This window comes from Rhizobium lentis, assembly GCF_014200175.1.
Lineage (GTDB): Bacteria > Pseudomonadota > Alphaproteobacteria > Rhizobiales > Rhizobiaceae > Rhizobium > Rhizobium mulingense.
The window spans coordinates 199,622-223,471 of record NZ_JACHBD010000004.1 but is presented as its reverse complement, the minus strand read 5'-3'; the positions used below and the strand labels follow the sequence as shown (position 1 = coordinate 223,471).

Sequence of the window (23,850 nt, the reverse complement as noted above, 5' to 3'; positions counted from 1 at the left end):
AGATTTCCTCAAGGGGCCGCTGCTGCGGTTAGTCTGTCGTCAGCAGGCCGACCCGGACGGAACGTCACGGTCACTTTCTTCGCGGGATGAAACCATCCAGCCCGTAACAGGGTCGCAGCTCGATCTCGATGTCTTCCGGTACTTTTGGAAGGCCATAGTAGCCAGCTCGACCGCGATCCGTTGCGTAGCGGAGGATGAGACCATTGATCACGTTCTGGTGGCTGAAGCCGTCCAACTGCAGGTCCATAAAATCTTCGAAGGCGAAAGTGACGACTGCATGCTTGTCAAGGATCCGGTATCCATCTTGATCAACAGCACCGGTGTCGATCCAGCGGTGAATCATCAACTCGCTGGCCCCAGTGCGATTGAGCGAGAGGCTCAGAATTACCGCGTCAGGAAAGGTCGGGTTCTGTCCGAACCAAGCCAGCAGTTCCGGACCTCCTTCTATCTTCTCGTAGATCATCTCTGACCTCACACGTCATTCGGTGCTGCCGCACGGTAGCAATCTCAGACGGTGTGACAATCGGCCCCGAGTGCACGATGTCCGTCGCTTTCTGGGTGGCTTCGCTCGGATGAGTTGTCGACGGCTTGCGAGCTCGAGGCCGCAAGCCGTCGCGCGATCTTGTTTAGCGACCTTGGAAAACTTTGATGATCTTCGGAGTAAAGCGGCGTTGTTTGACGTCGACGACATCGTCATAGGTAATGCGACCAGAAACAACGGCGGCAACAAATCGCTCGCATGCAACCCGCGGAGCGTCTTTGTCCGAAACGTTTGTCACAAGCCCGGCGCCGCGACGTCCGCTTGCATCGAATCCCTTCGCGCAGTCTTTCACCGCTTCACTTCTTGCCCTTGCGCTGCCCTGCAGCAGTGTGACGTAGGCATCGTAGTCCTGACGCGTAGGGACGCAGAAGGCAGAAGACCCACGGCAATTATCATTGTTACGGTATGAGCGCGCATTTAAATATTGTCCCTTTAATTGCCCACCGATAGGCGTCGGATATCTATTTCGATTCGTGCTGCGCGATAGATTACAGCCCAAACCTATGGAATGCCGAAAGGTGGAATAAATTGCTGTTAGCCGAAAATTCTTCTCAGCGATCCAGGAAATGATCGAAGTAAACCTTGGGAATGGGGTAGGCGTAGACGCCCCTGTCGACGAAGCCCCGCCTGTAAAGGCAGATTCTGAGCGCCGCATTGTAATGCAGGCTCTGTGGATCCGGCGAGCCTCGTCGCCATGAACCTGCTTCCGGAACGCACCAGCGGAGTGCCTTGTCGTATCGGGTCAGGAGGACCGGATCGGTATCGACCCGAACGCCGCTATAGGATTGATAGTTTGAAGGAGATTCTGCGGCCGAAATACAGCCCAGGCCAAGTGCAACGCCAACGACGGCCATCAATCTCATTGGATTTAATTCTCCCTTGATCGATCATCGAAGTAATCGATCGGGAGGTTATTTGTTTCAACGCCTGCGGGCAAGAGGGCGCACTGCTAGAGCATGAAGCCGAAAAGTGTGAGCGATTTTCGGACGACATCATGCTCTAACTCTTTAATTTAGAACAGGATACTGCCGCCGCAGCGCGGCGGCAGTCATCCATCCTCTCGGCGGGTCAATCCAGGAGATCGGCCGGCACCTTGCCGCCATTTTCCGAAAGCCGCTTCATCAGCGCCTTGTGCAGCCACATATTCATTTTTGCGGAATCGTTGGTGTCGCCGGTATAGCCGAGTTCGGCGGCGAGCTCCTTGCGTTCGGTCAGGCTCGCATCCATCCCGACGGCTTTCATCAGGTCGACGATCGAGTGACGCCAATCGAGTTTCTGGCCGCTCTTTTTGACAGCGGCGTTGAGGATAGGGACGATATCGATCGCGGCGGCTGTGGCTGGGGCGCTGGGCGGTTTGCTCTGAGCGGGGGAGGCCGTAGGCGCCGAACTGGGCGCTGCCGACGGCGAAACGGGAGCCTGGGCGGGCGGCGTCTTTGGCGCGCCGGCTGCGGCCGGTTCGGCTGCTTTTGCTTCTCCGAAGATTGCATGTTTGATCTTGTCGAAAATGCCCATCCTTGAATCTCCAGTTTCATAAATGAGAACATGCTGAAACATGGAATTCCGCACGGACTTATCCAGACGAGAGAGAAGCTATATTCGCAGGTTCAAACGTCGGCAGAAAAACAAATCCCTCGGATAGCTGTCCTCGATTTGTCTGAAGAGATTCGGCGGGCCGCTGAAGATCCGGAGCGCGTATCGTGGAACTCTTCCGCAGCAGGCCCATCGAAGACAGCGCAAGATGCTCGTGCGTTGCGTTGATATCTCCGCGTCAGGTGGTGGCGATTCCGGCCTTGCCGGTCTCTGCAGTCTGTTGCAGGCGACGGCCTCCCGCTGAACATGAAAGACCCGCCGAACCCAAAGGGCGCGGCGGATCTTAAACAAGTTAATGCCTGTCGCCCGGAAGTGTGCGTTCCGGTCAGTGCAGGATCTGGCTCAGGAACAGCTTGGTGCGTTCGTGCTGCGGATTGTCGAAGAATTCCGCCGGCGAATTCTGTTCGACGATCTGGCCCTGATCCATGAAGATGACGCGGTTGGCGACCTGGCGGGCAAAGCCCATTTCATGCGTGACGCAAAGCATGGTCATGCCCTCCTCGGCAAGCCCCACCATGGTGTCGAGCACTTCCTTGATCATCTCGGGGTCGAGCGCCGAGGTCGGCTCGTCGAACAGCATGATTTTCGGGTTCATGCAGAGTGACCGGGCAATCGCCACGCGCTGCTGTTGGCCGCCGGAAAGCTGCCCCGGATATTTGTTGGCCTGTTCGGGGATCTTGACGCGCTTCAGGAAGTGCATGGCGATCTCTTCCGCCTGCCTCTTCGGCATCTTGCGCACCCAGATCGGCGCCAGCGTGCAGTTTTCGAGGATCGTCAGATGCGGAAAGAGGTTGAAGTGCTGGAACACCATCCCGACTTCGCGCCTGACTTCGTCGATCTTCTTCAGATCGTTGGTGAGCTCGGTGCCGTCCACGATGATCTGCCCCTTCTGATGTTCTTCCAGCCGGTTGATGCAGCGGATCATCGTCGACTTGCCGGAACCCGACGGGCCAGCGATGACGATGCGCTCGCCGCGCATGACCTTCAGATTGATGTCGCGCAGCACATGGAAATCACCGTACCACTTGTTCATGTTGATAATTTCGATCGCCACTTCCGTTGCGGAAACGGTGAGCTTTTTAGCTGGAGCTTCAGCCATGATTGTTTTCCCTCATTCTTATCGTTTGTGGCCGGTGTCGAGGTGACGTTCGATGAATGCTGAATAGCGCGACATGCCGAAGCAGAAAAGCCAGAAGGCGAATCCGGCGAATATCAGCCCCGTGAGCGGCGTTACCGCGGTTGCCCAGTTCGGATCGACGAAATTGAGGCGAACGATGCCGAGAAGATCGAACATGCTGATGATCGACACCAGCGAGGTGTCCTTGAACATGCCGATGAAGGTGTTGACGATGCCGGGGATCACCAGCTTGATTGCCTGCGGCATGATAACCAACCGCATCTTCTGCCAGTAGCCCAACCCGAGCGAATCCGCCCCCTCGAACTGACCCTTAGGAATGGCCTGCAGGCCGCCGCGGATGACTTCCGCCATATAGGCGGAGGCGAAGATCGATACCCCGATGATCGCGCGCAAGAGCTTGTCTACCGTCCAGCCGGCCGGCAGGAAAAGCGGCAGCATGACGCTCGCCATGAACAGGACCGTAATCAGCGGCACACCCCGGACGACTTCGATGAAAACGACGCAGAAGGTGCGGATGACCGGCATCTGCGAGCGCCTTCCGAGCGCCAGGATGATGCCGAGCGGGAAGGAGACGGCGATGCCGACGAAAGAGAGCACCAGCGTCACCAGCAGCCCACCCCAGAGTGGGGTCTCGACGATTTCCAGGCCAAATCCGCCGTAAAGCAGAAAGAAGGAAACAATCGGCAGCACGCCGAAGAGCAGGAGGGCATTGGCGCCTTTGCGCGGCGCCGAAGGGATGAGCATCGGCACCAACAGGAGTACGAAAAGAATACCGACCAGCGTCGGGCGCCAGCGCTCGTCAAGCGGGTAACGTCCAAAAATGAACTGGTCGAATTTGGCATTGACGAAGGCCCAGCATGCACCGTTCCAGCCGTCTGGCTGGATTCCGCCCTGCACGGCAGTGGCACAGAAGGTGCGGTCTGGGCCGCTCCAGACAGCCTGCACGAAAAGCCAGTCGATCGCGTGGAGCATTGCCCAGAAGAAAAAGACCAGCGCCACGATGGTAAGAACGATGTCTTTCGGCGTCGCAAGCAGATTGCGGCGAACCCAGGCGACCGCGCCCTTTTCTCCCGGTGGAGGCGGCTCCGGCGCGAGTATGGCCGTTCTGACGAAACTGTTGCTCATCTTACCTCTCCACCAGCGCCATCTTGGCATTGAACCAGTTCATGAACAGCGAAGTCACGATACTGAGCGCGAGGTAAACGACCATCCAGATGAGGATCACCTCGATGGCCTGACCGGTCTGGTTCAACGTCGTGCTGCCGACGGCGACGAGATCGGCAAAACCGATGGCGATCGCCAGCGACGAGTTCTTGGTTAGATTGAGATACTGGCTGCTCAACGGCGGAATGATGATGCGGAAGGCCTGTGGAATGACGACCAGCCGAGTGATCGAGGAGGGGTGAAGCCCAAGTGCGCCTGCTGCTTCCGTCTGTCCCTTCGGCACGCCGCGAATGCCCGCACGTACGATCTCGGCGATGAAGGCCGCGGTGTAGAAGGAAAGCGCCAGGAACAGCGACATGAACTCGGGCCCGACGACGGAGCCGCCGGTGAGGTTGAACTTGCCCGCGATCGGATAATCGAAGGATAGCGGCGCGCCTGCGAGCAGGAAGGCAATAAGCGGCAGGCCGATCAACAGGCCGATCGAAGCCCAGATCGTATGGAACGGCTGACCTGTCGCCGCCTGTCGGCGATGCGCCCATCGGGCCGTCGCGATGACGGCGATGATCGCGACGATGAAGGCGACGCCGACGAGCCAGAAAGTCTCGCCGAAAATCGGCTTGGGAAAGGATAGGCCGCGGTTGTTCAGATACGACCCGAGCGGCAGATGCAGCGACTCCCGCGCGCTCGGCAGAATCGCCAGAACGCCCGAATACCAGAAGAAGATGACAAGCAACGGCGGAATATTGCGGAAGACTTCAACGTAAACCGTGCACAGCTTGGCAATCAGCCAGTTCCGCGACAGGCGGCCAATACCGATGATGAAGCCGATGATGGTGGCGGTGATGATGCCGGTAACGGCGATCAGCAGCGTGTTCAGAAGACCGACAAGCAGCGCGCGGCCGTAGGTCGAATCGCTCGAATAGGCGATCAGCGACTGACCGACCTCGAAGCCGGCACGGCCGTTCAGAAAGCCGAAGCCCGACGCGATGTTGGCGCGCGCCAGATTCACGGCAGTGTTGTGCGCGACCCACCAGACGAAGACGACCAGGAGGACGATGGTGAGAACCTGGAAGAAAATGCCCCGAATTGTCGGGTCATAGAGGGCGGACTGAAAGCTCCAGCCGCTTCTGGATAAACGTGTTGAATCCAAAGCCTGATGCGTCATGCTTGGCCAATTCCCCATTATGCTCCTTTTCGGAGCTTTTTTATTGGAGGAGGAAAGGCGGTTGCCCGCCTTTCCGGCTTTCCTGCGCGGCCGGTTAGCGAACCGGCGGAGCGTACTGGATGCCGCCCTTGTTCCACAGGGCGTTAAGGCCGCGTGCAATCTTGAGCGGGCTGCCCTGGCCGATATTGCGCTCGAAGACTTCGCCGTAATTGCCGACGTTCTTGACGATATTGTATGCCCATTCGTTGGTGAGGCCCAGATCGGTGCCGATCTTGGTGTCGGCCTCGACGCCGAGGAAGCGCTTGATGTCGGGGTTCGGCGAATTCTTCATGTCGTCGACATTCGCCTGAGTGATGCCGAACTCTTCAGCATTGATCATGGCATAGCCGACCCAGCTGACGATGTCGAACCACTGGTCGTCACCCTGGCGAACAGCCGGCGCGAGCGGCTCCTTGGAGATGATTTCCGGAAGGATCGCATGCTCGTCGGGGTTCTTCAGGGTCAGACGCAGCGAATAGAGGCCGGACTGGTCGGTCGTGTAGACGTCGCAGCGACCGGCATCATAGGCGGCGTTAACCTCGTCCAGCTTTTCGAAGACGACCGGATTGTACTGAAGGTTGTTTGCCTTGAAGTAATCGGCAAGGTTGAGCTCGGTGGTCGTGCCGGACTGGACGCAGACCGATGCGCCGGAGAGCTCGAGCGCCGACTTCACGTTCAGGCTCTTGCGAACCATGAAGCCCTGCCCATCATAATAGTTGACGAAGCGGAAGTTCAGCCCGAGAGCAGTGTCGCGATTGATCGACCAGGTCGTATTGCGGGCCAGAACGTCGATTTCACCGGACTGAAGCGCCGGGAAGCGGTTGGCGGCGCTGAGGGGGGTGAACTTCACCTTCGTGGGGTCGCCGAAAACGGCGGAAGCGACGGCCTTGCAGAAATCGACGTCGAAACCGGCCCAATTGCCGGAAGCGTCGGGTGCGGCAAAGCCGGCCAGGCCGGTATTGACGCCGCATTGTACGAAACCCTTCGCCTTGACGTCACCGAGAGTGGTGGCCGAGGCTGCCGATGCGCCAAGTGCCAAAACCGCTGCGCCGATGGCGGTGGACAGGAGCTTATTCTTCATTTTCCCAACCTTTTTCCATTGTCTTATCTTTATCTTGTGGGGAGTGCGCCCGAACGTTGCGTCGGCCTCCCCAATCGCCTCGACACCCTCCCGGCGCGAGTGGGTCTATCACAGTCGCAAATGTCACTATGGTCAAGTGTCGCCATCAATAATTGCGGCAAAATTCAGAAATTTGGTCAATTGCGCCGCATTCATGGGCGGCTGGTCAGGAAATGGGCGTCCGATTGCGGAAAAATAACGCGAAAATCATACTTTTCGATGGAATCCGCCCAAGGTCCCAAAGGGTTGACTGGAGGCGGCAGGGCGTCCAAAAGTCTCGTTTTCGCGTCCCTTGCCAAAGGCTATTCCCGACATGAAAGACAAAGACAGCTTGCTGCAGAATGCCGGCATCAACACCCGCCTGAGCCATATCGGCAACGATCCCCTCGACTATCACGGTTTCGTCAATCCGCCGGTCGTGCATGCCTCGACGGTGCTGTTTCCGAATGCCCGGACGATGGAGACGCGTTCCCAGAAATACACCTACGGGACCCGCGGCACGCCGACGACGGATGCGCTCTGCGAGGCGATCGACGCGCTCGAAGGTTCGGCCGGCACCATCCTCGTTCCCTCGGGGCTCGCGGCCGTCACCATTCCGTTCCTGGGTTTCGTTGCCGCCGGCGACCATGCCCTGGTCGTCGATTCGGTTTACGGTCCGACCCGCCATTTCTGCGACACGATGCTGAAGCGCCTCGGCGTCGAGGTGGAATATTACGACCCATTGATCGGCGCCGGCATAGAGGCGCTGTTCCGGCCGAACACGAAGATCGTGCACACCGAGGCTCCGGGCTCCAACACATTCGAGATGCAGGATATTCCGGCTATCTCGGCGGTTGCCCACCGCCACGGCGCCGTCGTCATGATGGACAATACCTGGGCGACGCCGCTTTACTTCCGGCCGCTCGATCATGGCGTCGACATCTCCATCCACGCAGCGACGAAATATCCGTCCGGCCATTCCGACATTCTGCTCGGGACGGTGTCGGCCAATGCCGAACATTGGGAGCGGCTGAAGGAGGCGAACGGCGCCCTCGGCATCTGCGGCGCACCCGATGATGCCTACCAGATCCTGCGCGGATTGCGCACTATGGGGCTGCGCCTCGAGCGCCATTATGAAAGCGCGCTTGCTATCGCCGAATGGCTGGAGGGCAGGGAGGATGTCGCGCGGGTGCTGCATCCGGCGCTGCCGAGCTTCCCCTCCCATCATCTCTGGAAGCGCGATTTCAAGGGGGCCAGCGGCATCTTTTCCTTCGTGCTTGCCGCCGATGATCCCGAGCAATCCAGGGCAAAGGCGCATGCCTTCCTCGATGCACTGCGGATCTTCGGCCTCGGCTATTCCTGGGGCGGCTTCGAAAGCCTCGCTTTGCATGCTTATCTCAACGACCGCAGGGTCGCCAAGGCCCCGACCGACGGTGCGGTCATCCGCCTGCAGATCGGTATCGAGGATGTGGCCGACCTTAAGGCCGATGTCGAACGCGGCTTTGCAGCGGCAAGCGCCGTCTGAGGGGAGGCGTGGAGCGCCGCTGTCGCTTGCGGCGCTCTATGGCCGCATGGCGCGATAGCCATAGATCCAGTCGAGATCCGCCGCCAGGCTCTGCGGCGGCTTCAGCCCGAGAACGAGATCGCGGCCGATCCGGATCGGCCCTCTCGCATGATAGGCAAACCGGTTGAAGGCGCCGCGCTGGCGAAGCTTGGCGATGCGCGGCGCGCGATGCCTTTCGAAATGCGCCAGCGCTTCGGCGACGGGACGATCCGAAAGACAAGCGGCAAGTTCGTAGGCATCTTCGATTGCCATCGCCGCGCCCTGGGCCGCAAAGGGCATCATCGCGTGAGCGGCGTCGCCGATCAGAACCGCCCTGCCGTCCTGCCACGCGCCTGACGTGGTTTCGAACAGCGGCCAGAAAGTCAGCTTCGGCTGTCTTTCGAGCAGCGAGACGATGGCCGCGTTCCAGCCGGCAAGACGTGATCGCAGCTGCGCGCGCTGCTCTGCCGTCGGCTCGCTTTGCCAGGCCTGCGGCGCAATGTTGCCGTCGGTGATTGCCACCATGTTGAAGCTGCCGGTCTCCTTCAGCGGATAGCTGACCAGATGCGCCGACCCGCCGAGGAAAGCGGAAACGCTAGTCCGATCGAGGAAACCGGGCGCTTCATCCTCGGCAATGGTGAAGCGGTAGGCGATATTGCCGGAAAAACGCGGCGAGGGGCCGCCCGCAATAGATTGCCGCAGCTTCGACCAGACGCCGTCGGCGCCGATCACGACATCGGCCAGCCGTTCGGAAGGTGGCGGACCCGCTTCCATGCGCATGCCGAGGTGAAGCCGGCAGAGCGGCTCGGCTTCGACCGCGGCGAGCAGCGCTTTCTGCAGCGTGGTGCGATGCAGGACGCCATAGGGCGCGCCCCAGCGCTGCCGCGCGAATTTGCCTGCCGGCACCACCGCAAGCTGGCGTAGCGAACTGCCCGAAATCAGTCGGATGCTCTCCGGTTCGAGCCAGATCTTCGAAAGCGTGTCCAGAATGCCGAGCCCGGCAAGAATGCGGGAGGCATTCGGCGAAAGCTGCAATCCGGCGCCGACTTCGGTGAGTTCGTCCGCCTGCTCGAAAATCTCCGAGCTGATGCCCCGGCGCGAAAGCGACAGCGCAGCCGTCAGCCCGGCAATTCCGGCGCCGATGATGACGGCATGATCGACGGGCATTGCCAGTCCGTTCCGGATTCTGGTCGGGTTATGCCGCCTTCACATGGAAAACGCAGCCGGCCGGATTGGTCTGGCTGGGCTTAAGGGAAGAATTGAAGCGATAGAGCGTCGAGCAATAGGAGCAGACCTTCTCGTTGTCGTCGCCCATGTCGATGAAGATGTGCGGGTGATCGAAGGGAGCCGAAGCGCCCGTGCACATGAATTCCTTGACACCGACTTCGATGACGCGATGACCGCCGTCGTTCTGGAAGTGAGGAATGTTGTGGCCGGCCATGTCGCTCTCCGAATGCTGTCAAATTTGCGCGAACCTTATAAGCCTTCGCCGCAAATGTGTAGAGCCAAAGCGCCGCGGCAGGCACAGTTTTCAGCCACGGTTTTTGGCTTCACGCTGGCGGGCGGCTCAATTATGGTCGCGCCAAAAAGGAAGACACGATGAACCTGAACACTCCAGTTTTTTCAAGCTTCACCCATGACGGATTGCGGTTCGCCTTTTTCGACGAAGGCGATCCCTCCGGTGTGCCTGTCCTGCTGATTCACGGCTTTGCCTCGACGGCAAACGTCAACTGGGTGCATCCGGGGTGGCTAAAGACGCTCGGCGATGCCGGCTACCGGGTGATCGCCATCGACAATCGCGGTCATGGCGCGAGCGACAAGCCGCATGATTCCGAAGCCTATCGTCCATGGGTGATGGCCGCCGATGCGATCGCCCTGCTCGACCATCTCGGCATCGCCGAAGCCAACCTCATGGGGTATTCGATGGGAGCGCGCATTTCCGTCTTTGCCGCGCTCGCCAATCCGCATCGCGTCCGATCGCTGGTGCTCGGCGGTCTCGGCATCGGCATGACCGACGGCGTCGGCGACTGGGACCCGATCGCCGATGCGCTGCTGGCTCCCTCACTGGACGTCGTGACGCATGAGCGCGGCCGCATGTTCCGCGCCTTCGCCGAACAGACAAAAAGCGATCGCACTGCGCTCGCCGCCTGCATTCGCGGATCGCGCGATCTCGTCGCCCGCTCCGATATGGCCAGACTCGATATGCCGGCGTTGATCGGCGTCGGCACCAAGGACGATATCGCCGGCTCGCCGCAGCAGCTGGCGGCACTGATGCCCGAGGCTGAGGCGCTCGACATTCCCGGCCGCGATCATATGCTCGCCGTGGGCGACAAGGTTTTCAAGCAGGCGGTGCTGGCCTTCTACGCGAGGGTCGCTGAGGGCTGACATCATCGTGATGCCGAAAAACCGTTCTAAAAAACCATGGTGACGGCACCCATTTATGTTATTGGCGTTTTCCACTATATACTGGCATTGCGAAAACGGCATTCCTGTTGGTAACGAGGAGAGCGGCGATGGTCGCCAAGACAGACATTCGTGCTTTTGAAACAGGCCATCCATTGAAAATGATGGATCCCATCTGGGACAGCCTGCGCGAGGAAGCCCGCACTGCCGCCGAAACGGATCCGGTTCTCGCCGCCTTTCTCTATTCGACGGTTATCAATCACCGTTCGCTCGAAGAATGCGTCATTCACCGCATCTGCGAACGGCTCGATCATCCCGACATGCAGGCGATCCTCCTGCGCCAGACCTTCGAGGAAATGCTCGCCGATTGGCCGGAATGGAGCTCGATCCTGCGCGTCGATATCCAGGCGGTCTATGACCGCGATCCCGCTTGCCTGCGCTTCATGGAGGCGGTGCTCTATTTCAAGGGCTTCCATGCGCTGCAGACGCATCGTCTGGCCCATTGGCTGCTGAACCGCGGCAGGCGTGACTTTGCCCTCTATCTGCAAAGCCGCTCGTCCAGCGTCTTCCAGACCGATATCAATCCGGCCGCCCGTATCGGCAAGGGTATCTTCCTAGATCATGCCACCGGTCTCGTGATCGGTGAAACGGCTGTTGTCGGCGACAATGTCTCGATCCTGCATGGCGTCACGCTCGGCGGCACCGGCAAGGAGGGCGCCGACCGCCATCCGAAGATCGGCAGCGGCGTCATGATCGGCGCCGGCGCGAAGATCCTCGGCAACATCGAAATCGGCTTCTGCTCGCGCGTCGCCGCCGGTTCCGTCGTCCTCAAAGCAGTGCCGCCGAAGAAGACGGTTGCCGGTGTGCCTGCCAAGGTCGTCGGCGAGGCCGGTTGTTCCGAACCATCGCGCAATATGGACCAGGTGATCGGCGCCGATATCTGAGCGCCTGTTGGAAAAAGGATAGGAAAAGCCGGCAGGAACCGAGCGGGAACTGCCACTGCCCAAGCGGCAGCCCGCCTTTACACCGCTGCTTTTCCTGTGCAAGAAGCGGCCAATCAAGACCGCTTACGGAGATGACAGAGTGAAGCCTGAAGAAATCAAGAAGCTCGACGCCTATTTCAAGCGCATGTTCAACCCGCAGATGATCGTCAAGGCGCGTCCGCGCAAGAATGATTCTGCGGAAGTCTATCTCGGCGAAGAATTTCTGGGCGTCGTCTATATCGATGACGAGGACGGCGACCGCTCCTACAACTTTTCGATGGCGATCCTCGACGTCGATCTTTGATCGGGCTCGAACGTTTCAAGGGGACCGGGCGGCGCATTCCGCCCGGTTTTTTTGTTTTTTTGCTTCTCAAACAAAATTTTTCTAAAATCTGTGGTTGCAGCTATCTGATATATATTAGCAAAAACAGTTAAAGACGTACGTGCCCCGGCCCGCGGCCTTTGTTTTATTGTTGTCATGCAACCTATGGGTTGTTTTGCGTCGCACAAGACTACTTGACTATTTGTGCGTTGCGGCTACCCTGCCGCCATCCCACAGCCCAACGGAGGACGGTCATGTTCAACTTTGACGATGCAAACAGGAAGAGCAAGGAGGCCGTCGATACGGCGCTGAGAACCTATACCGATACGGCGAGGGGCTTTCAGGCAATCGCCGCCGAAGCTGCTGAATATTCGAAGAAATCCTTTCAGGATGCGGTGACGCATTTCGAAACGCTGGCCGGAGCCAAGAGCTTCGAGGCCGTGTTCGAACTGCAGACCAGCTACGTCAAGTCCAGCTATGAGAGCTTTGTCTCCGAAGCGACCAAGCTCGGCGAAATGTACGCCGATCTCGCCAAGTCCGCCTACAAGCCTTACGAGGCTCCGATCGCCGCTGCCGTCGCCAAGACGGGCAGGCAGGCGCCGCAGGCAACGCCTGCTGCCGCATGATTTGATTGCGACGGCGCAACCTGCGCGACATATTGAAATACCGGGGCCGGCTACGCATCTGTAGCCGGTCTTTTTTGTTTCCATCTTCGCCACAGCGTCCGCTTGGATCGGCCCGGGGACTTTTTTGGTCTTTCCCGTGCATGCCGGCATTTCTTCATTGCAGTGTCTGACAGGGGGCTTAAAATCGGCCTATTATGAACTAAGTTAGTGTTTCAGATATTCGGCGGGAAAAGCACCCTCCCATGCTCCGCCGGATTGATCGAGGAATGAATGACAATGATCGCAAAGCCGATCCGGATGCAGAACGACAGCGAAAGGAACGGGGACAACGGAAATCGCGGAACCTCGGTCATCACACGCACCAAGCCGAAGACCAAGAAGCCCAATCTCTATCGCGTGCTGCTTCTGAATGACGACTACACACCGATGGAATTCGTCATTCACATTCTGGAGCGTTTTTTTCAGAAGGATCGTGAAAGTGCCACCCGCATCATGCTCCATGTCCACAATCACGGCGTCGGCGAATGCGGAATATTCACATACGAGGTAGCGGAAACGAAGGTCAGCCAGGTGATGGACTTCGCCCGGCAGCACCAGCATCCGCTGCAATGCGTCATGGAAAAGAAGTGAGGATCTGAACGTGCCAACATTTTCGCCTAGTTTAGAGAAGGCGCTCCATCAGGCACTGACCTTTGCCAACGAGCGGCATCACGAATATGCGACGCTCGAGCATCTGCTGCTCGCCCTGATCGACGATGCCGATGCGGCCGCGGTCATGGGTGCCTGCAACGTCGATCTCGACGCGCTGCGCAAGACGCTCGTCGAATATGTCGATAACGAACTTTCCAATCTGATCACCGGATATGACGAGGATTCGAAGCCGACCTCCGGTTTCCAGCGCGTCATCCAACGCGCTGTCATCCATGTGCAGTCTTCCGGGCGCGAAGAGGTGACCGGCGCTAACGTGCTCGTCGCAATTTTCGCCGAGCGCGAAAGCCATGCCGCCTATTTCCTGCAGGAGCAGGAGATGACCCGCTACGATGCCGTCAACTATATCTCTCATGGCATTGGCAAGCGGCCGGGCGCCTCTGAGGCCCGCCCTCCGCGCGGCGCCGAAGAGGAAGCCGAGAGCAAGCCCACGGCACGCGGCGGCGAGGAAGAGGGCGGCCCCAAGAAGCAGCAGGATGCGCTCAAGGCCTATTGCGTCAATCTCAACGAGAAGGCCAAGGGCGGGAAGATCGATCCGCTGATCGGCCGTCACGCCGAGGTGAGCCGTACCATCCAGATCCTCTGCCGTCGTTCGAAGAACAATCCGCTGTATGTCGGTGATCCCGGCGTCGGCAAGACGGCGATTGCCGAAGGCTTGGCCAAGCGGATCGTCGAGGGCAAGGTGCCAGAGGCGCTTGCCGATGCGACGATCTTCTCGCTCGACATGGGCACGCTGCTCGCCGGCACGCGCTACCGCGGCGATTTCGAGGAGCGCCTGAAGCAGGTCGTCAAGGAGCTGGAAGAATATCCGGGTGCAGTGCTGTTCATCGACGAGATCCACACGGTGATCGGCGCCGGCGCCACTTCGGGCGGGGCGATGGATGCGTCGAACCTGCTGAAGCCGGCGCTGTCATCGGGCGCGATCCGCTGCATCGGCTCGACCACCTACAAGGAATATCGCCAGTTCTTCGAGAAGGACCGGGCGCTGGTACGTCGTTTCCAGAAGATCGACGTCAGCGAGCCGTCGATCAACGATGCAATCGAGATCATGAAGGGTTTGAAGCCCTATTTCGAAGAGTATCATCACCTGCGTTATTCGAACGACGCGATCAAATCGGCCGTCGAACTCTCGGCCCGCTACATTTCCGACCGCAAGCTGCCGGACAAGGCGATCGACGTGATCGACGAAACCGGCGCGGCCCAGATGCTATTGCCGCCGTCGAAGCGCCGCAAGCTGATCACCGAAAAGGAAATCGAGGCAACGATCGCCACGATGGCGCGCATTCCGCCGAAAACCGTCTCCAAGGATGACGAAGCGGTGCTCGCCAATCTCGAGCAGGAACTGCGCTCGGTCGTCTACGGCCAAGATATCGCCATCGAAGCTCTTTCGACCTCGATCAAGCTGGCGCGGGCCGGCCTGCGCGAGCCGAACAAGCCGATCGGCTCCTATGTTTTCTCTGGTCCGACCGGTGTGGGCAAGACCGAGGTGGCAAAGCAGTTGGCGTCGTCGCTCGGCGTCGAGCTTCTGCGCTTCGACATGTCGGAATATATGGAGCGGCATACGGTCTCGCGTCTGCTCGGCGCACCTCCCGGCTATGTCGGTTTCGATCAGGGCGGTCTTCTCACAGATGGCGTCGACCAGCACCCGCATTGCGTGGTCCTGCTCGACGAAATCGAAAAGGCGCACCCTGATATCTACAACATCCTGCTGCAGGTCATGGACCATGGCACGCTGACCGACCATAACGGCAAGAAGATCGACTTCCGCAACGTCATCCTGATCATGACCACCAATGCGGGCGCGTCCGAAATGGCCAAGGCCGCGATCGGCTTCGGCTCGTCCAAGCGCACGGGCGAGGACGAAGAGGCGCTGACCCGTCTGTTCACGCCGGAGTTTCGCAACCGTCTCGACGCGATCATTCCCTTCGCGGCGCTGCCGACGGCTGTCATTCACAAGGTCGTACAGAAGTTCATCATGCAGCTGGAGGCTCAGCTTTCCGAACGGAACGTCACCTTCGACCTGCATGAGGACGCGATCGCCTGGCTGGCGGAAAAGGGTTACGACGAGAAGATGGGCGCCCGCCCGCTTGCCCGCGTGATCCAAGACACCATCAAGAAGCCGCTTGCCAACGAAATCCTCTTCGGCAAGCTGAAGAAGGGCGGCGTCGTCAACGTCACCGTCGGTCCCAAGGAAGACGGCAAGCCCGGCATCGTGCTGGAAGCCATACCGGATACGGCGCCGATCAAGCCGAAGCCGGAAGCCGAAGTCGTGCATCCCGAAGCCGATGACGAGGGCGACGGGGAACTGAAGACGAAGACGGCCCGCAAGACCCGCGCCAAGACAGTCCCGCGGGCCGAGCCCGAGGTCCGCGACGCTCCGAAAAAGGGTAGCGCGGTTCCGAAGGTTCCGCGCAAGAAATGAGATCTTGTCATTGAATTGGAAAAGGCCGCGTCATCCGCGGCCTTTTTGATTTTTCGCTTTGTATTGCTAGCTACAGGCGCACGGAGCCCATTCGCTCACACGCCACGATCATATGGAGCGCAATGTAAATGGCGTACAAAATCTGCGAAAAAAGCTGAGGCATGAACGGATCTTTTATGCACGGCGATCGTCTGGGGGATTTCGGAGAATGTTCCCTCCACGAGCCGGAAGCCTGAAATTCGTTCCGAAGTTTGGATAAGGTATTCGGTCAGTCCAGCAGCCGCAGTGCACTGCGATCCGACAAGCAGATTGATGGCCGTTGCAGGGCTATCAGTGTGGGAGACTGAAGCTCTTTGAAGGATTCGTTCGAGCTGCTTCGTATAGGCTGCACTCCTTGCAGAGGCGATCTGGACTCCTTCGATGTCAACATCTTGGACACGCCGGAAGGACGAACTGTCAGGCACGAGATAGGTCGCTTTGACGGAGATGTACGGAGGTGAGAAGGAGAAGCGGTCGGCTCTTGATGGATCCGAGGCAATGAAAGCGATGTCCCATTCGCCGCCGTCTGCATTCGCAAGTATGTCGGCAGCCGAGCCGTACTGGATTAGAGAGAGGCCGCAATTCAATTGTTCGGCAATCTTGTGGGCTATCTGGGCGCTCGGACCGACCAGGGCGCCCGCCTCATCGTCCCATCGGACCAACGCCGCATTTGACATATTGATGGCGGCCCTGATAGGGCCGGTCGGCGCTATCTCAGCCAAAATCTGCTTCCGCGTCGACATCTTCGAACTCCCTAAGATGCGAACCTGGCCGCGAGCGCTTCGGATCCTCTTGCGAGTAGGGCGACATCTACACCGACTGCGGTAAACAGCGTCCCAAGCGAAATGCAGCGGGCTGCGAACTTCTCGTCGGGGGTGAGTATGCCCGTCGGCTTTCCAAGCGCCTTCAAGCGCATTATCGCGTCCTCGATCGCCACAACCACTTCAGGGTGGCCCGGTTGACCAGGATGGCCAAAGCTCGCCGCGAGATCAGCCGGGCCGATGAAGATGCCGTCCACTCCATCGACAGCAGCGATGGACTCGAGATGATCGAGCGCTTCCCGGGTCTCGATTTGAAGAAGCAGGCATATCTCCTGCTCCGCGATCTGTGCGTAGTTCGAAACGCGCCCGAAGCGTGTGGCACGCGTCAAGGCGGAGACACCGCGAATCCCGCGGGGCGGATACCGTATAGCTGCTACGGCCGCCATCGCCTCCTCTTCATTCTGCACATACGGAACGAGCAGCGTCTGCACGCCGATGTCCAGGAACCGCTTGATCAGCACAGGGTCGTTGAAGGCAGGGCGCACGACGGGAGAAACGCTGTAGGGCGCGACCGCCTGCAATTGGGGCAGGACGGTGAGGACGTCGCTAGGAGAGTGCTCGGTATCGAACAGCAACCAGTCGAAGCCTGCCGGCGCCACGATTTCTGCTGCGTAGCTTCCCGGAAGGCCGCACCATAGACCGATCTGGCTTTGCCCAGCCATAAGCTTCCGCTTAAAGTGATTGACGGGGAGTTCCATTGCCACCTCACACGAACGAAACGCCGATGGAGCCGACCGGCCCGTAATCAGCGTGGATGACATCGCCCTTGGCGATATCCACGGGGCGGGTGAACGAACCGGCAAGAACGATCTGGCCCTTCTTCAAGCCGCCTCCGACAGCATGGAGCTTGTTCACGAGCCATGCGATTCCGGCGGCTGGATGCCCCATGATGGCTGCGGAAACGCCCGACTCCTCGATGATGCCATTTTTCGAAAGCGTCGCGCCGACCCAGCGGATATCGACATCCATCGGCCGAACGATACGACCACCCACGACGATCGCTCCGAAAGCCGCGTTGTCGGCGATCGTGTCGGTGATCGCTCTTGGCACTTCGGTTCGATAGTCGATGATTTCGAGAGCGGGAACGACAAATTCGGTCACCCTCATGACGTCATAGATACGGGTGCTTGGACCTTCAAGATCCTCGCCCATTACGAATGCGAGTTCGACTTCGAGACGAGGCTTGATGAACAGATCCGCTTTGATCTGCGCTCCATCATTGAAGAGAGCGTCGTCGAGAATGACGCCGTAATCGGGCTCCGTCATCTTCGAGGCCATCTGCATTGCCCGCGACGTCAGTCCGATCTTGTGGCCGACGATCCGTGCACCTTTCGCAATTCGCGCCTGCGCCCAGAGCGCTTGTATCTTGTAGGCGTCTTCGAGTTCCAGGTTCGGATATGTCCTGCTTGGCTGGATGACTGGCTTGCGTTCGACTTCGGCCCTCAGCAGCGCATCAGCTGCCTCCTGGCGTTGATTTTCCGTGATCATGATTTGGCTCTGCTGGTTTTGTTATTTGATCGGAGGGCGTGGCAGGGCGGCCTCGCCCGGCTCCATAACGTATGTGTAATCGAGCGAGAACCACGGCCCTGCGACGTCAGCGTCGGTCGGGTGCGGCTCCTCATGGTGGACGAATTCGCCGGTCAACGCCGCGGTCACGCCAAACTGTACATCGGAGTCGATATTTGGATCGCTCGGGTCGAAGACCTGGGAGATGAGTGTCTTGTACCCGGGTTTGAAGATGAGCGCGTGCAGATGGGCGGGTCGATAGGGGTGACGGCCTTGCGCCTTGAGAAGGCGACCCACGACGCCGTCGACGGGAATCGGGTAGCCAACCATCTTGACCGTTCTGAACCAGAAACGACCTTCATCGTCCGTAGTGAGCTTCCCCCGCAGATTCATTTCCGCCTGATCGGGATCCTGGTTCTCGTAAAGGCCGACAGGCGACGCATGCCACACGTCGACCTCGGCGCCTGCTACAGGCTTGCCCTCCCGATCGATCACCTTCGCATGGACGAACAAAGGCGTGCCCGGGGTCTCGGACCGGATGATGGTTCCGCCGTTCTCGACTCGCGGTGAGTTAAGCCGCCAGAATGGCCCGAGCAACGATTGCGACGTCTCTGTCTGTCCCATGTCGCCGTTGTTGAGCAGGCAGACGAGCGAAGAGATCCCGAGCGACCCCGCCATCAGCACAAACTCGTTGTGACTGTCAGTCTGCAATTGGCCAATTTCGTTGAGGACCGCCGTGGCCTCCCGGAATTCGGCTTCCGAAAGCCTGACCTCCCGTACGAATGCGTGGAGATGCTTCACCATTGCGACGAGTATTTCACGCAGTCTGGGATCTTCGGTGCGGTTCATCACAGCGACGACTGCAGGCGTCACCTCGCTCTCAGTTCTGATTGGCATGCTGACACCTCCTCATAGCGCGGAGTATCGAAATAATCGATTATTTGTCAAGCTAAGCGAAGGCGCATCAAGCGTAACCTCCTGCTTTTTCTGCTGCAAATATAGAATTAAACTATTGATTTTTAACCGTGAAAAAGTTTTAGACTGGTGCGTTCTCAGAAAAATAAGTCACCTTCTCTGGCGGCAAGTTGACATAAATAATCGTTTATTATATCGATCATCGAAAGTTGGACAAGATTGTCTGGGAGGAGAGATGGACTCGACCGACGACGGCGCCCATGGCGCGCTGACAGAAGGAGACGCGCCGTCTGCTGCTTTCGCCGACGATGGAAAAAACACCATCGGTAGCCAGCTCGCATCGCGTCTTCGGGAGGCGATCATTTCTGGCGAACTGGAGGCGGGCAGCAAGATCAATCTCGATAAAGCCCGAAAGACGTTCAACGTCAGCCTCAGCCCGTTGCGTGAAGGCCTGGCGCGGCTCATTTCCGACGGTCTGGTTGAGTTTCAGGACAATCGAGGCTATCGCGTCGCCGCGATCTCGCTTGCCAATCTCGAAGAAGTTACGACCCTTCGGGAGGAACTCGAGGTCTTCGCACTTCGCGAATCCATTCGCATCGGCGACGTCGAGTGGGAGGGCAACATTATGCGTGCGCTCCATCGCCTGAACCGCACTGAGCGCGACGCCGCCCGTCCCGAAACACTGGAACACTGGGAAGCGCTGCACCGCGAATTCCACCTCACCTTAATCTCGGGCTGTGGTAAGCCGCTGCTTCTCCACTTCTGCAATCTTCTGCTGAATATGAACGACCGATACCGCCGCGCCTTCCTTGTCCGCACATCAGGGGACCGCAATGTAGGTCAGGAACACAGCGAGATTGCGCAGGGCGCAGTGGCACGTGACGTTGAATATGCTTGCGAGAAGCTGCGACAGCACATCCATCGCACCGGAACCAATCTTCGCAACCATCTTGCGACGAAAGGTGTCGCATGATGGCCGCCTCAAGACCAAAATCGGCGCTCCCGATCGGCGTCGCGCACTTCTCGTCCATAATGCTGCCCCCCGCGGAGTTCGCGAAGATTGCCGGACGCGCAGGTTTCTCCAGGATCGGCCTCAGGCTCCATCCGGCCTTTCCCGGTGCACCGTACTATGAACTGCCCGTCGGTGGCGCAGCAGCCGGAGAGTTGAAGGCTGTGCTTGCCGGTGAAGAAGTAGAGGTCTTCGATATCGAGTTCTTCGTGCTCGATCCCTCTTTCGACGCGTCATCGGTGGAGGCGACCCTCGCCGCCGCTGCGAACATTGGAGCGCGACGGCTCAGCGTCTGTGGCGACGATCCGGATCATGCCAGACTGTTATCGAACTTTTCGGCTATCTGCGTCCTCGCGGGACAGTACGGCTTGGCGGTCGACATCGAAAACATGGGCTGGCGGGTGGTCAAAGCCTTTGAGGATAGCATTGAGCTTGTGACACGGGCGGGGATGGAGAATGCCGGCGTTCTCGTCGATGGCGTCCATTTCTTCAGGAACGGCGCGGCTCTGGCAAACTTGCGGGCCAACCTCGACAAGGTGAAACATGTTCAACTATGCGACATAGCCGGCCCAGCGCCGACAAAGCCGGAGGAAATGATCGCTGAAGCAAGAAGCGGCCGACTGCCTCCAGGCGAGGGGGAACTGCCGTTAAGCGATTTGGTTGCTGTGGTCGGAACCGCCGCTTCCATCTCGGTGGAGGTGCCTTTGGTTGGATCCATGGCGCCGGAGGCCCACCTTAAACATCTTTTCAACTGCGCGGAAAGAATGGTCAGGCCGGATCGATAGTCCGGCGCGGGTGCAAATTATCCGCACCGGGAGGAGGAAAATTATACATGGCTTATTCGTTCGATTTTGGTGCGGTCTTTGACCGCGCCCCGGAGTTGCTTTGGGGTTCGCTCGGTACGATAGGGCTGGCGCTCGCCGGAATGCTCCTCGCGCTCCTAATCGGCATTCTCGGAGTCGCCGCCAGAACGTCCAGGATCCCGCTCGTTCGAGCTCCCGTCATCGGGTTCGTCGAAGTCGTCCGGAACACGCCTTTCCTCGTACAGATTTTCTTCATCTACTTCGCGCTCCCCTTGATGGGGATACGTCTAAACCCGACGGTCACAGCGATCATCGCGCTGGGCATCAACGGCGGTGCATACGCGATCGAGATCATCCGCGGCGGCGTCGAGAGCGTCAGCAAAGGTCAGATCGAGGCAGGATTCGCGCTTGGCCTCCATAAGGGCGACGTCTTCCGGCTGATCGTGCTGAAGCCGGCTCTCCGGGCAATTTACCCGTCGCTCACCAGTCAGTTCGTGATGCTGACCCTCACCACCTCAGTCTGCACCTCGATCGCAGCCTACGAGCTGACGTCGGCGGCGCAGAGAATCGAATCCGATACGTTCCGCAGCTTCGAGGTCTACTTCACTGTAACCGCCATCTACCTCGTCATTTCGACCCTGATGATGGGTATGTTCGCCCTGATCTCCCGCCACCACTTCAACTACCCAACGCGATAGGAGGCACTTTATGGGTCCCATCGGCGAAAACGAATTTCTTTTCATCTTGCAGGGTCTGAAATGGACCGTACTGCTAGCAATCATCGGCTTTGTAGGCGGAGGCCTGTTCGGGATATTAATCGCCCTGGCGCGCGCATCAAAGAACCGTACTGTGCGCGTCGCGATTTCGGGCTACATCGCACTGTTCCAGGGCACGCCGCTCCTGATGCAGCTTTTCGTCGTGTACTACGGCGTGGCGCTGCTCGGCATTGATGTCAATGCCTGGATCGCCGTGGCCATCGCCTTCACTCTTCATGCGAGTGCCTTCCTCGGCGAGATCTGGCGCGGCTCTATCGAAGCCGTTCCCAAAGGTCAGAGCGAAGCCGCAAACGCCCTCGGCCTGCACTACGTATCGCGGATGAAGGACGTGATCCTTCCGCAAGCCCTGAGAATCTCCATGCCTGCGACCATCGGCTTCCTTGTCCAGCTCATCAAAGGAACGTCACTCGCCGCGATCGTCGGCTTCATCGAGCTGACCCGAGCTGGTCAGATTATCTCGAACCAGACCTATCGGCCGCTCCTCGTCTTCGGGATCGTCGGCGTGATCTATTTCATCATTTGCTGGCCGCTGTCGCACCTTGGAAGCGGCCTCGAGAAACGGATGGCGAAAGCAGTCCGCTAACTGCTTCGTTCGAAGCAAAACCAAAGAGGAGGAATAAACAATGCAGATCGACCGTAGGAAATTTCTCGGAATAGCTTTTGCGACGGCCGCTTTCGCCACCATCGGCGTCGCCGCCGCATCGGCCGCCACTGTCGAAGAGATCAAAGCCAAGGGCACTCTCGTCGTCGGCATCCAGGGCGACAACGCACCATGGGGCTTTGTGAATACGAGCGGCAAGCAGGACGGCTTCGACGCCGACATCGCGACGCTGTTCGCCAAGGAGCTCGGCGTGAAGATCGAGTTCCAGCCGCTCGCCGTCGCGAACCGAATTCCCGCGCTGACGACGGGGAAGGTGGATATCCTGTTCGCCACAATGGCCATGACTGAGGAGCGCGCCAAATCGATCCAGTACAGCAAGCCATATGCGGCGAACACAATCTCGCTCTATGCCGCGAAGGCCGATGCCGCAAAGGCGCCGGCCGATGTGGCTGGCTGGGAGATCGGTGTGCCGAAGTCGAGCTCCCAGGACAAGGCTGTGACGGACGCCGTGGGATCAACTGCAACGATCCGCCGCTTCGACGATGACGCCGCCACTATCCAGGCTCTCATTTCGGGCCAGGTGAAGGCCGTCGGCGGCAACCAGTTCTACGGACAGAGGCTCGATGCCGCCAGCGCCGGGACTTACGAACGTAAGATCGACTTCCTGAAGACCTACAACGGCGTCGGAACTCGCCTTGGCGAGAAGGACTGGAACGAGGCCGCCAACAGCTTCATCGACAAGATTAAAGCAAGCGGGGAGCTGGCGACCATCACCAAGAAGTGGATGGGCATCGACCTTCCGAAATTCCCCGAATCCATCCCCAACATCCCGTTCACCGTCAAGTAAAGATACAGGGAGGGCGCCGTGCTCAATTCTTCAAACGATCAGTCAACGTTGATTTCACTCGAGAATCTGGAGAAATGGTACGGCTCCTTCCATGCTCTGAAAAACATCAGCCTGTCGGTTCGCAAAGGCGAGAAGATCGTCCTTTGCGGCCCATCGGGTTCTGGCAAATCGACTTTGATCCGCTGCATCAACGCGCTTGAGACGATCCAGGACGGGAAGATCGTCGTCGAGGGACAGCTGCTGGATGGCAGCACCAAGGCAGTGGACACGATCCGACGCGAAGTGGGCATGGTGTTCCAGAGTTTCAATTTGTTCCCTCACATGACCGTGCTTCAGAACTGCACGCTAGCCCCGATGCGCGTTCGCGGCACCAGCCGCGCCGAGGCCGAACGACTGGCACGAAAATATCTGGAGCGTGTCAGGATTCTTGACCAGGCGGAGAAATATCCCGCCCAGCTTTCCGGAGGCCAGCAGCAGCGCGTCGCAATCGCGCGTGCGCTCTGCATGGAGCCGAAAGTGATGTTGTTCGATGAGCCCACAAGCGCGCTAGATCCTGAGATGGTCAAGGAAGTGCTGGATACAATGATCGGGCTCGCACGCGACGGCATGACCATGATCTGTGTGACCCATGAAATGGGCTTCGCCCGCCAGGTAGCAGACAGGGTCATCTTCATGGCCTCCGGTGAGATCATCGAAGAGGCTGGACCCGAGATTTTCTTCAAGTCTCCGCAGCACGAGCGCACCAAGGCGTTTCTCGGCGAGATACTTGCCCATCACTGATCCGGTAGAG

At 58.9% G+C, this 23,850-nt stretch carries 26 protein-coding genes; 13 read left to right on the top strand and 13 right to left on the bottom strand.

Annotated elements, in window-relative coordinates:
* Nucleotides 1–70 precede the first annotated feature (70 nt).
* The 7 genes from GGI60_RS11690 to GGI60_RS11660 form a co-directional block, all read right to left on the bottom strand.
* Nucleotides 71–463 (bottom strand): hypothetical protein, encoded by a 393-nt coding sequence (locus GGI60_RS11690; RefSeq protein ID WP_246720367.1) that lies wholly within the window; start codon nucleotides 461–463, stop codon nucleotides 71–73.
* Between the two features lie 629 nt (nucleotides 464–1,092).
* The gene (locus GGI60_RS11685) at nucleotides 1,093–1,404 is read right to left on the bottom strand and encodes a hypothetical protein (RefSeq protein WP_183915855.1); all 312 of its coding nucleotides are present in this window, start codon (nucleotides 1,402–1,404) and stop codon (nucleotides 1,093–1,095) included.
* A 205-nt stretch (nucleotides 1,405–1,609) separates the two neighbouring features.
* Nucleotides 1,610–2,053: a DUF3597 domain-containing protein gene (locus tag GGI60_RS11680; RefSeq protein WP_183915853.1), complete on the bottom strand. Its 444-nt coding sequence runs from the start codon at nucleotides 2,051–2,053 to the stop codon at nucleotides 1,610–1,612.
* A 403-nt stretch (nucleotides 2,054–2,456) separates the two neighbouring features.
* Nucleotides 2,457–3,230, bottom strand: coding sequence for an amino acid ABC transporter ATP-binding protein (locus tag GGI60_RS11675; RefSeq protein ID WP_183915851.1), 774 nt, complete (start codon nucleotides 3,228–3,230; stop codon nucleotides 2,457–2,459).
* 18 nt (nucleotides 3,231–3,248) lie between these two features.
* Nucleotides 3,249–4,394, bottom strand: coding sequence for an amino acid ABC transporter permease (locus tag GGI60_RS11670; RefSeq protein WP_183915849.1), 1,146 nt, complete (start codon nucleotides 4,392–4,394; stop codon nucleotides 3,249–3,251).
* A 1-nt stretch (nucleotide 4,395) separates the two neighbouring features.
* A complete protein-coding gene (locus tag GGI60_RS11665; RefSeq protein ID WP_183915847.1) occupies nucleotides 4,396–5,598 on the bottom strand; it encodes an amino acid ABC transporter permease in 1,203 nt (400 codons plus the stop codon).
* Nucleotides 5,599–5,692: 94 nt separating this feature from the next.
* A complete protein-coding gene (locus tag GGI60_RS11660) occupies nucleotides 5,693–6,718 on the bottom strand; it encodes an amino acid ABC transporter substrate-binding protein (protein WP_183915845.1) in 1,026 nt (341 codons plus the stop codon).
* Nucleotides 6,719–7,070: 352 nt separating this feature from the next.
* Here GGI60_RS11660 and GGI60_RS11655 point away from each other — a divergent pair, with 352 nt between their 5' ends.
* A complete protein-coding gene (locus GGI60_RS11655; RefSeq protein ID WP_183915843.1) occupies nucleotides 7,071–8,261 on the top strand; it encodes a cystathionine beta-lyase in 1,191 nt (396 codons plus the stop codon).
* A gap of 36 nt (nucleotides 8,262–8,297) precedes the next feature.
* On the opposite strand, the gene GGI60_RS11650 is transcribed toward GGI60_RS11655, so the two are convergent.
* Entirely contained in the window at nucleotides 8,298–9,446 is a 1,149-nt protein-coding gene (locus GGI60_RS11650) for an FAD-dependent monooxygenase (protein WP_183915841.1), read from the bottom strand.
* A 28-nt stretch (nucleotides 9,447–9,474) separates the two neighbouring features.
* The gene (locus GGI60_RS11645; RefSeq protein ID WP_008526950.1) at nucleotides 9,475–9,720 is read right to left on the bottom strand and encodes a zinc-finger domain-containing protein; all 246 of its coding nucleotides are present in this window, start codon (nucleotides 9,718–9,720) and stop codon (nucleotides 9,475–9,477) included.
* Between the two features lie 158 nt (nucleotides 9,721–9,878).
* Here GGI60_RS11645 and GGI60_RS11640 point away from each other — a divergent pair, with 158 nt between their 5' ends.
* The 6 genes from GGI60_RS11640 to clpA all read left to right on the top strand — a co-directional run bounded on the left by GGI60_RS11640 (nucleotide 9,879) and on the right by clpA (nucleotide 15,743).
* The gene (locus GGI60_RS11640) at nucleotides 9,879–10,664 is read left to right on the top strand and encodes an alpha/beta fold hydrolase (RefSeq protein ID WP_183915839.1); all 786 of its coding nucleotides are present in this window, start codon (nucleotides 9,879–9,881) and stop codon (nucleotides 10,662–10,664) included.
* A 128-nt stretch (nucleotides 10,665–10,792) separates the two neighbouring features.
* Nucleotides 10,793–11,626: a serine O-acetyltransferase gene (gene cysE, locus GGI60_RS11635; protein ID WP_183915838.1), complete on the top strand. Its 834-nt coding sequence runs from the start codon at nucleotides 10,793–10,795 to the stop codon at nucleotides 11,624–11,626.
* Nucleotides 11,627–11,765: 139 nt separating this feature from the next.
* Complete coding sequence (locus GGI60_RS31940) at nucleotides 11,766–11,969, top strand: DUF3126 family protein (RefSeq protein ID WP_038688627.1); 204 nt, start codon at nucleotides 11,766–11,768, stop codon at nucleotides 11,967–11,969.
* A 272-nt stretch (nucleotides 11,970–12,241) separates the two neighbouring features.
* On the top strand, nucleotides 12,242–12,613 hold the full coding sequence (locus tag GGI60_RS11625; RefSeq protein WP_183915836.1) for a phasin family protein: 372 nt from the start codon (nucleotides 12,242–12,244) through the stop codon (nucleotides 12,611–12,613).
* Between the two features lie 276 nt (nucleotides 12,614–12,889).
* Complete coding sequence (gene clpS / locus GGI60_RS11620; RefSeq protein WP_008526939.1) at nucleotides 12,890–13,243, top strand: ATP-dependent Clp protease adapter ClpS; 354 nt, start codon at nucleotides 12,890–12,892, stop codon at nucleotides 13,241–13,243.
* A gap of 10 nt (nucleotides 13,244–13,253) precedes the next feature.
* Entirely contained in the window at nucleotides 13,254–15,743 is a 2,490-nt protein-coding gene (clpA, locus tag GGI60_RS11615; protein ID WP_183915834.1) for an ATP-dependent Clp protease ATP-binding subunit ClpA, read from the top strand.
* 95 nt (nucleotides 15,744–15,838) lie between these two features.
* Here the strand turns inward: clpA and GGI60_RS11610 are convergent, their stop codons facing one another.
* The 4 genes from GGI60_RS11610 to GGI60_RS11595 are packed head-to-tail and all read right to left on the bottom strand — an operon-like array spanning nucleotide 15,839 to nucleotide 19,006.
* A complete protein-coding gene (locus GGI60_RS11610; RefSeq protein ID WP_183915833.1) occupies nucleotides 15,839–16,525 on the bottom strand; it encodes a transporter substrate-binding domain-containing protein in 687 nt (228 codons plus the stop codon).
* 11 nt (nucleotides 16,526–16,536) lie between these two features.
* Nucleotides 16,537–17,301: a 4-hydroxy-2-oxoheptanedioate aldolase gene (gene hpaI / locus GGI60_RS11605; RefSeq protein WP_183915831.1), complete on the bottom strand. Its 765-nt coding sequence runs from the start codon at nucleotides 17,299–17,301 to the stop codon at nucleotides 16,537–16,539.
* A gap of 7 nt (nucleotides 17,302–17,308) precedes the next feature.
* Nucleotides 17,309–18,091, bottom strand: coding sequence for a 2-oxo-hept-4-ene-1,7-dioate hydratase (gene hpaH / locus GGI60_RS11600; RefSeq protein ID WP_183915829.1), 783 nt, complete (start codon nucleotides 18,089–18,091; stop codon nucleotides 17,309–17,311).
* Between the two features lie 21 nt (nucleotides 18,092–18,112).
* Nucleotides 18,113–19,006, bottom strand: a complete 894-nt coding sequence (locus tag GGI60_RS11595) for an intradiol ring-cleavage dioxygenase (RefSeq protein WP_183915827.1) — start codon at nucleotides 19,004–19,006, stop codon at nucleotides 18,113–18,115.
* 253 nt (nucleotides 19,007–19,259) lie between these two features.
* Here GGI60_RS11595 and GGI60_RS11590 point away from each other — a divergent pair, with 253 nt between their 5' ends.
* From GGI60_RS11590 to GGI60_RS11565, 6 genes are read left to right on the top strand one after another with little or no spacing between them, the layout of a single operon-like run.
* Nucleotides 19,260–19,997, top strand: a complete 738-nt coding sequence (locus tag GGI60_RS11590) for a GntR family transcriptional regulator (protein ID WP_183915825.1) — start codon at nucleotides 19,260–19,262, stop codon at nucleotides 19,995–19,997.
* The gene (locus GGI60_RS11585; RefSeq protein WP_183916299.1) at nucleotides 19,997–20,818 is read left to right on the top strand and encodes a sugar phosphate isomerase/epimerase; all 822 of its coding nucleotides are present in this window, start codon (nucleotides 19,997–19,999) and stop codon (nucleotides 20,816–20,818) included. The genes GGI60_RS11590 and GGI60_RS11585 overlap by 1 nt, the downstream gene beginning before the upstream one ends.
* A 47-nt stretch (nucleotides 20,819–20,865) precedes the next feature.
* Nucleotides 20,866–21,534, top strand: coding sequence for an amino acid ABC transporter permease (locus tag GGI60_RS11580; RefSeq protein ID WP_183915823.1), 669 nt, complete (start codon nucleotides 20,866–20,868; stop codon nucleotides 21,532–21,534).
* Between the two features lie 10 nt (nucleotides 21,535–21,544).
* A complete protein-coding gene (locus tag GGI60_RS11575) occupies nucleotides 21,545–22,195 on the top strand; it encodes an amino acid ABC transporter permease (protein ID WP_183915821.1) in 651 nt (216 codons plus the stop codon).
* Between the two features lie 40 nt (nucleotides 22,196–22,235).
* Nucleotides 22,236–23,060 carry a transporter substrate-binding domain-containing protein gene (locus GGI60_RS11570; RefSeq protein WP_183915819.1) on the top strand — a complete coding sequence of 275 codons (825 nt, stop codon included), beginning with the start codon at nucleotides 22,236–22,238 and terminating at the stop codon, nucleotides 23,058–23,060.
* Between the two features lie 18 nt (nucleotides 23,061–23,078).
* Nucleotides 23,079–23,840, top strand: coding sequence for an amino acid ABC transporter ATP-binding protein (locus tag GGI60_RS11565; protein WP_275620035.1), 762 nt, complete (start codon nucleotides 23,079–23,081; stop codon nucleotides 23,838–23,840).
* The last annotated feature ends 10 nt before the right edge of the window (nucleotides 23,841–23,850 follow it).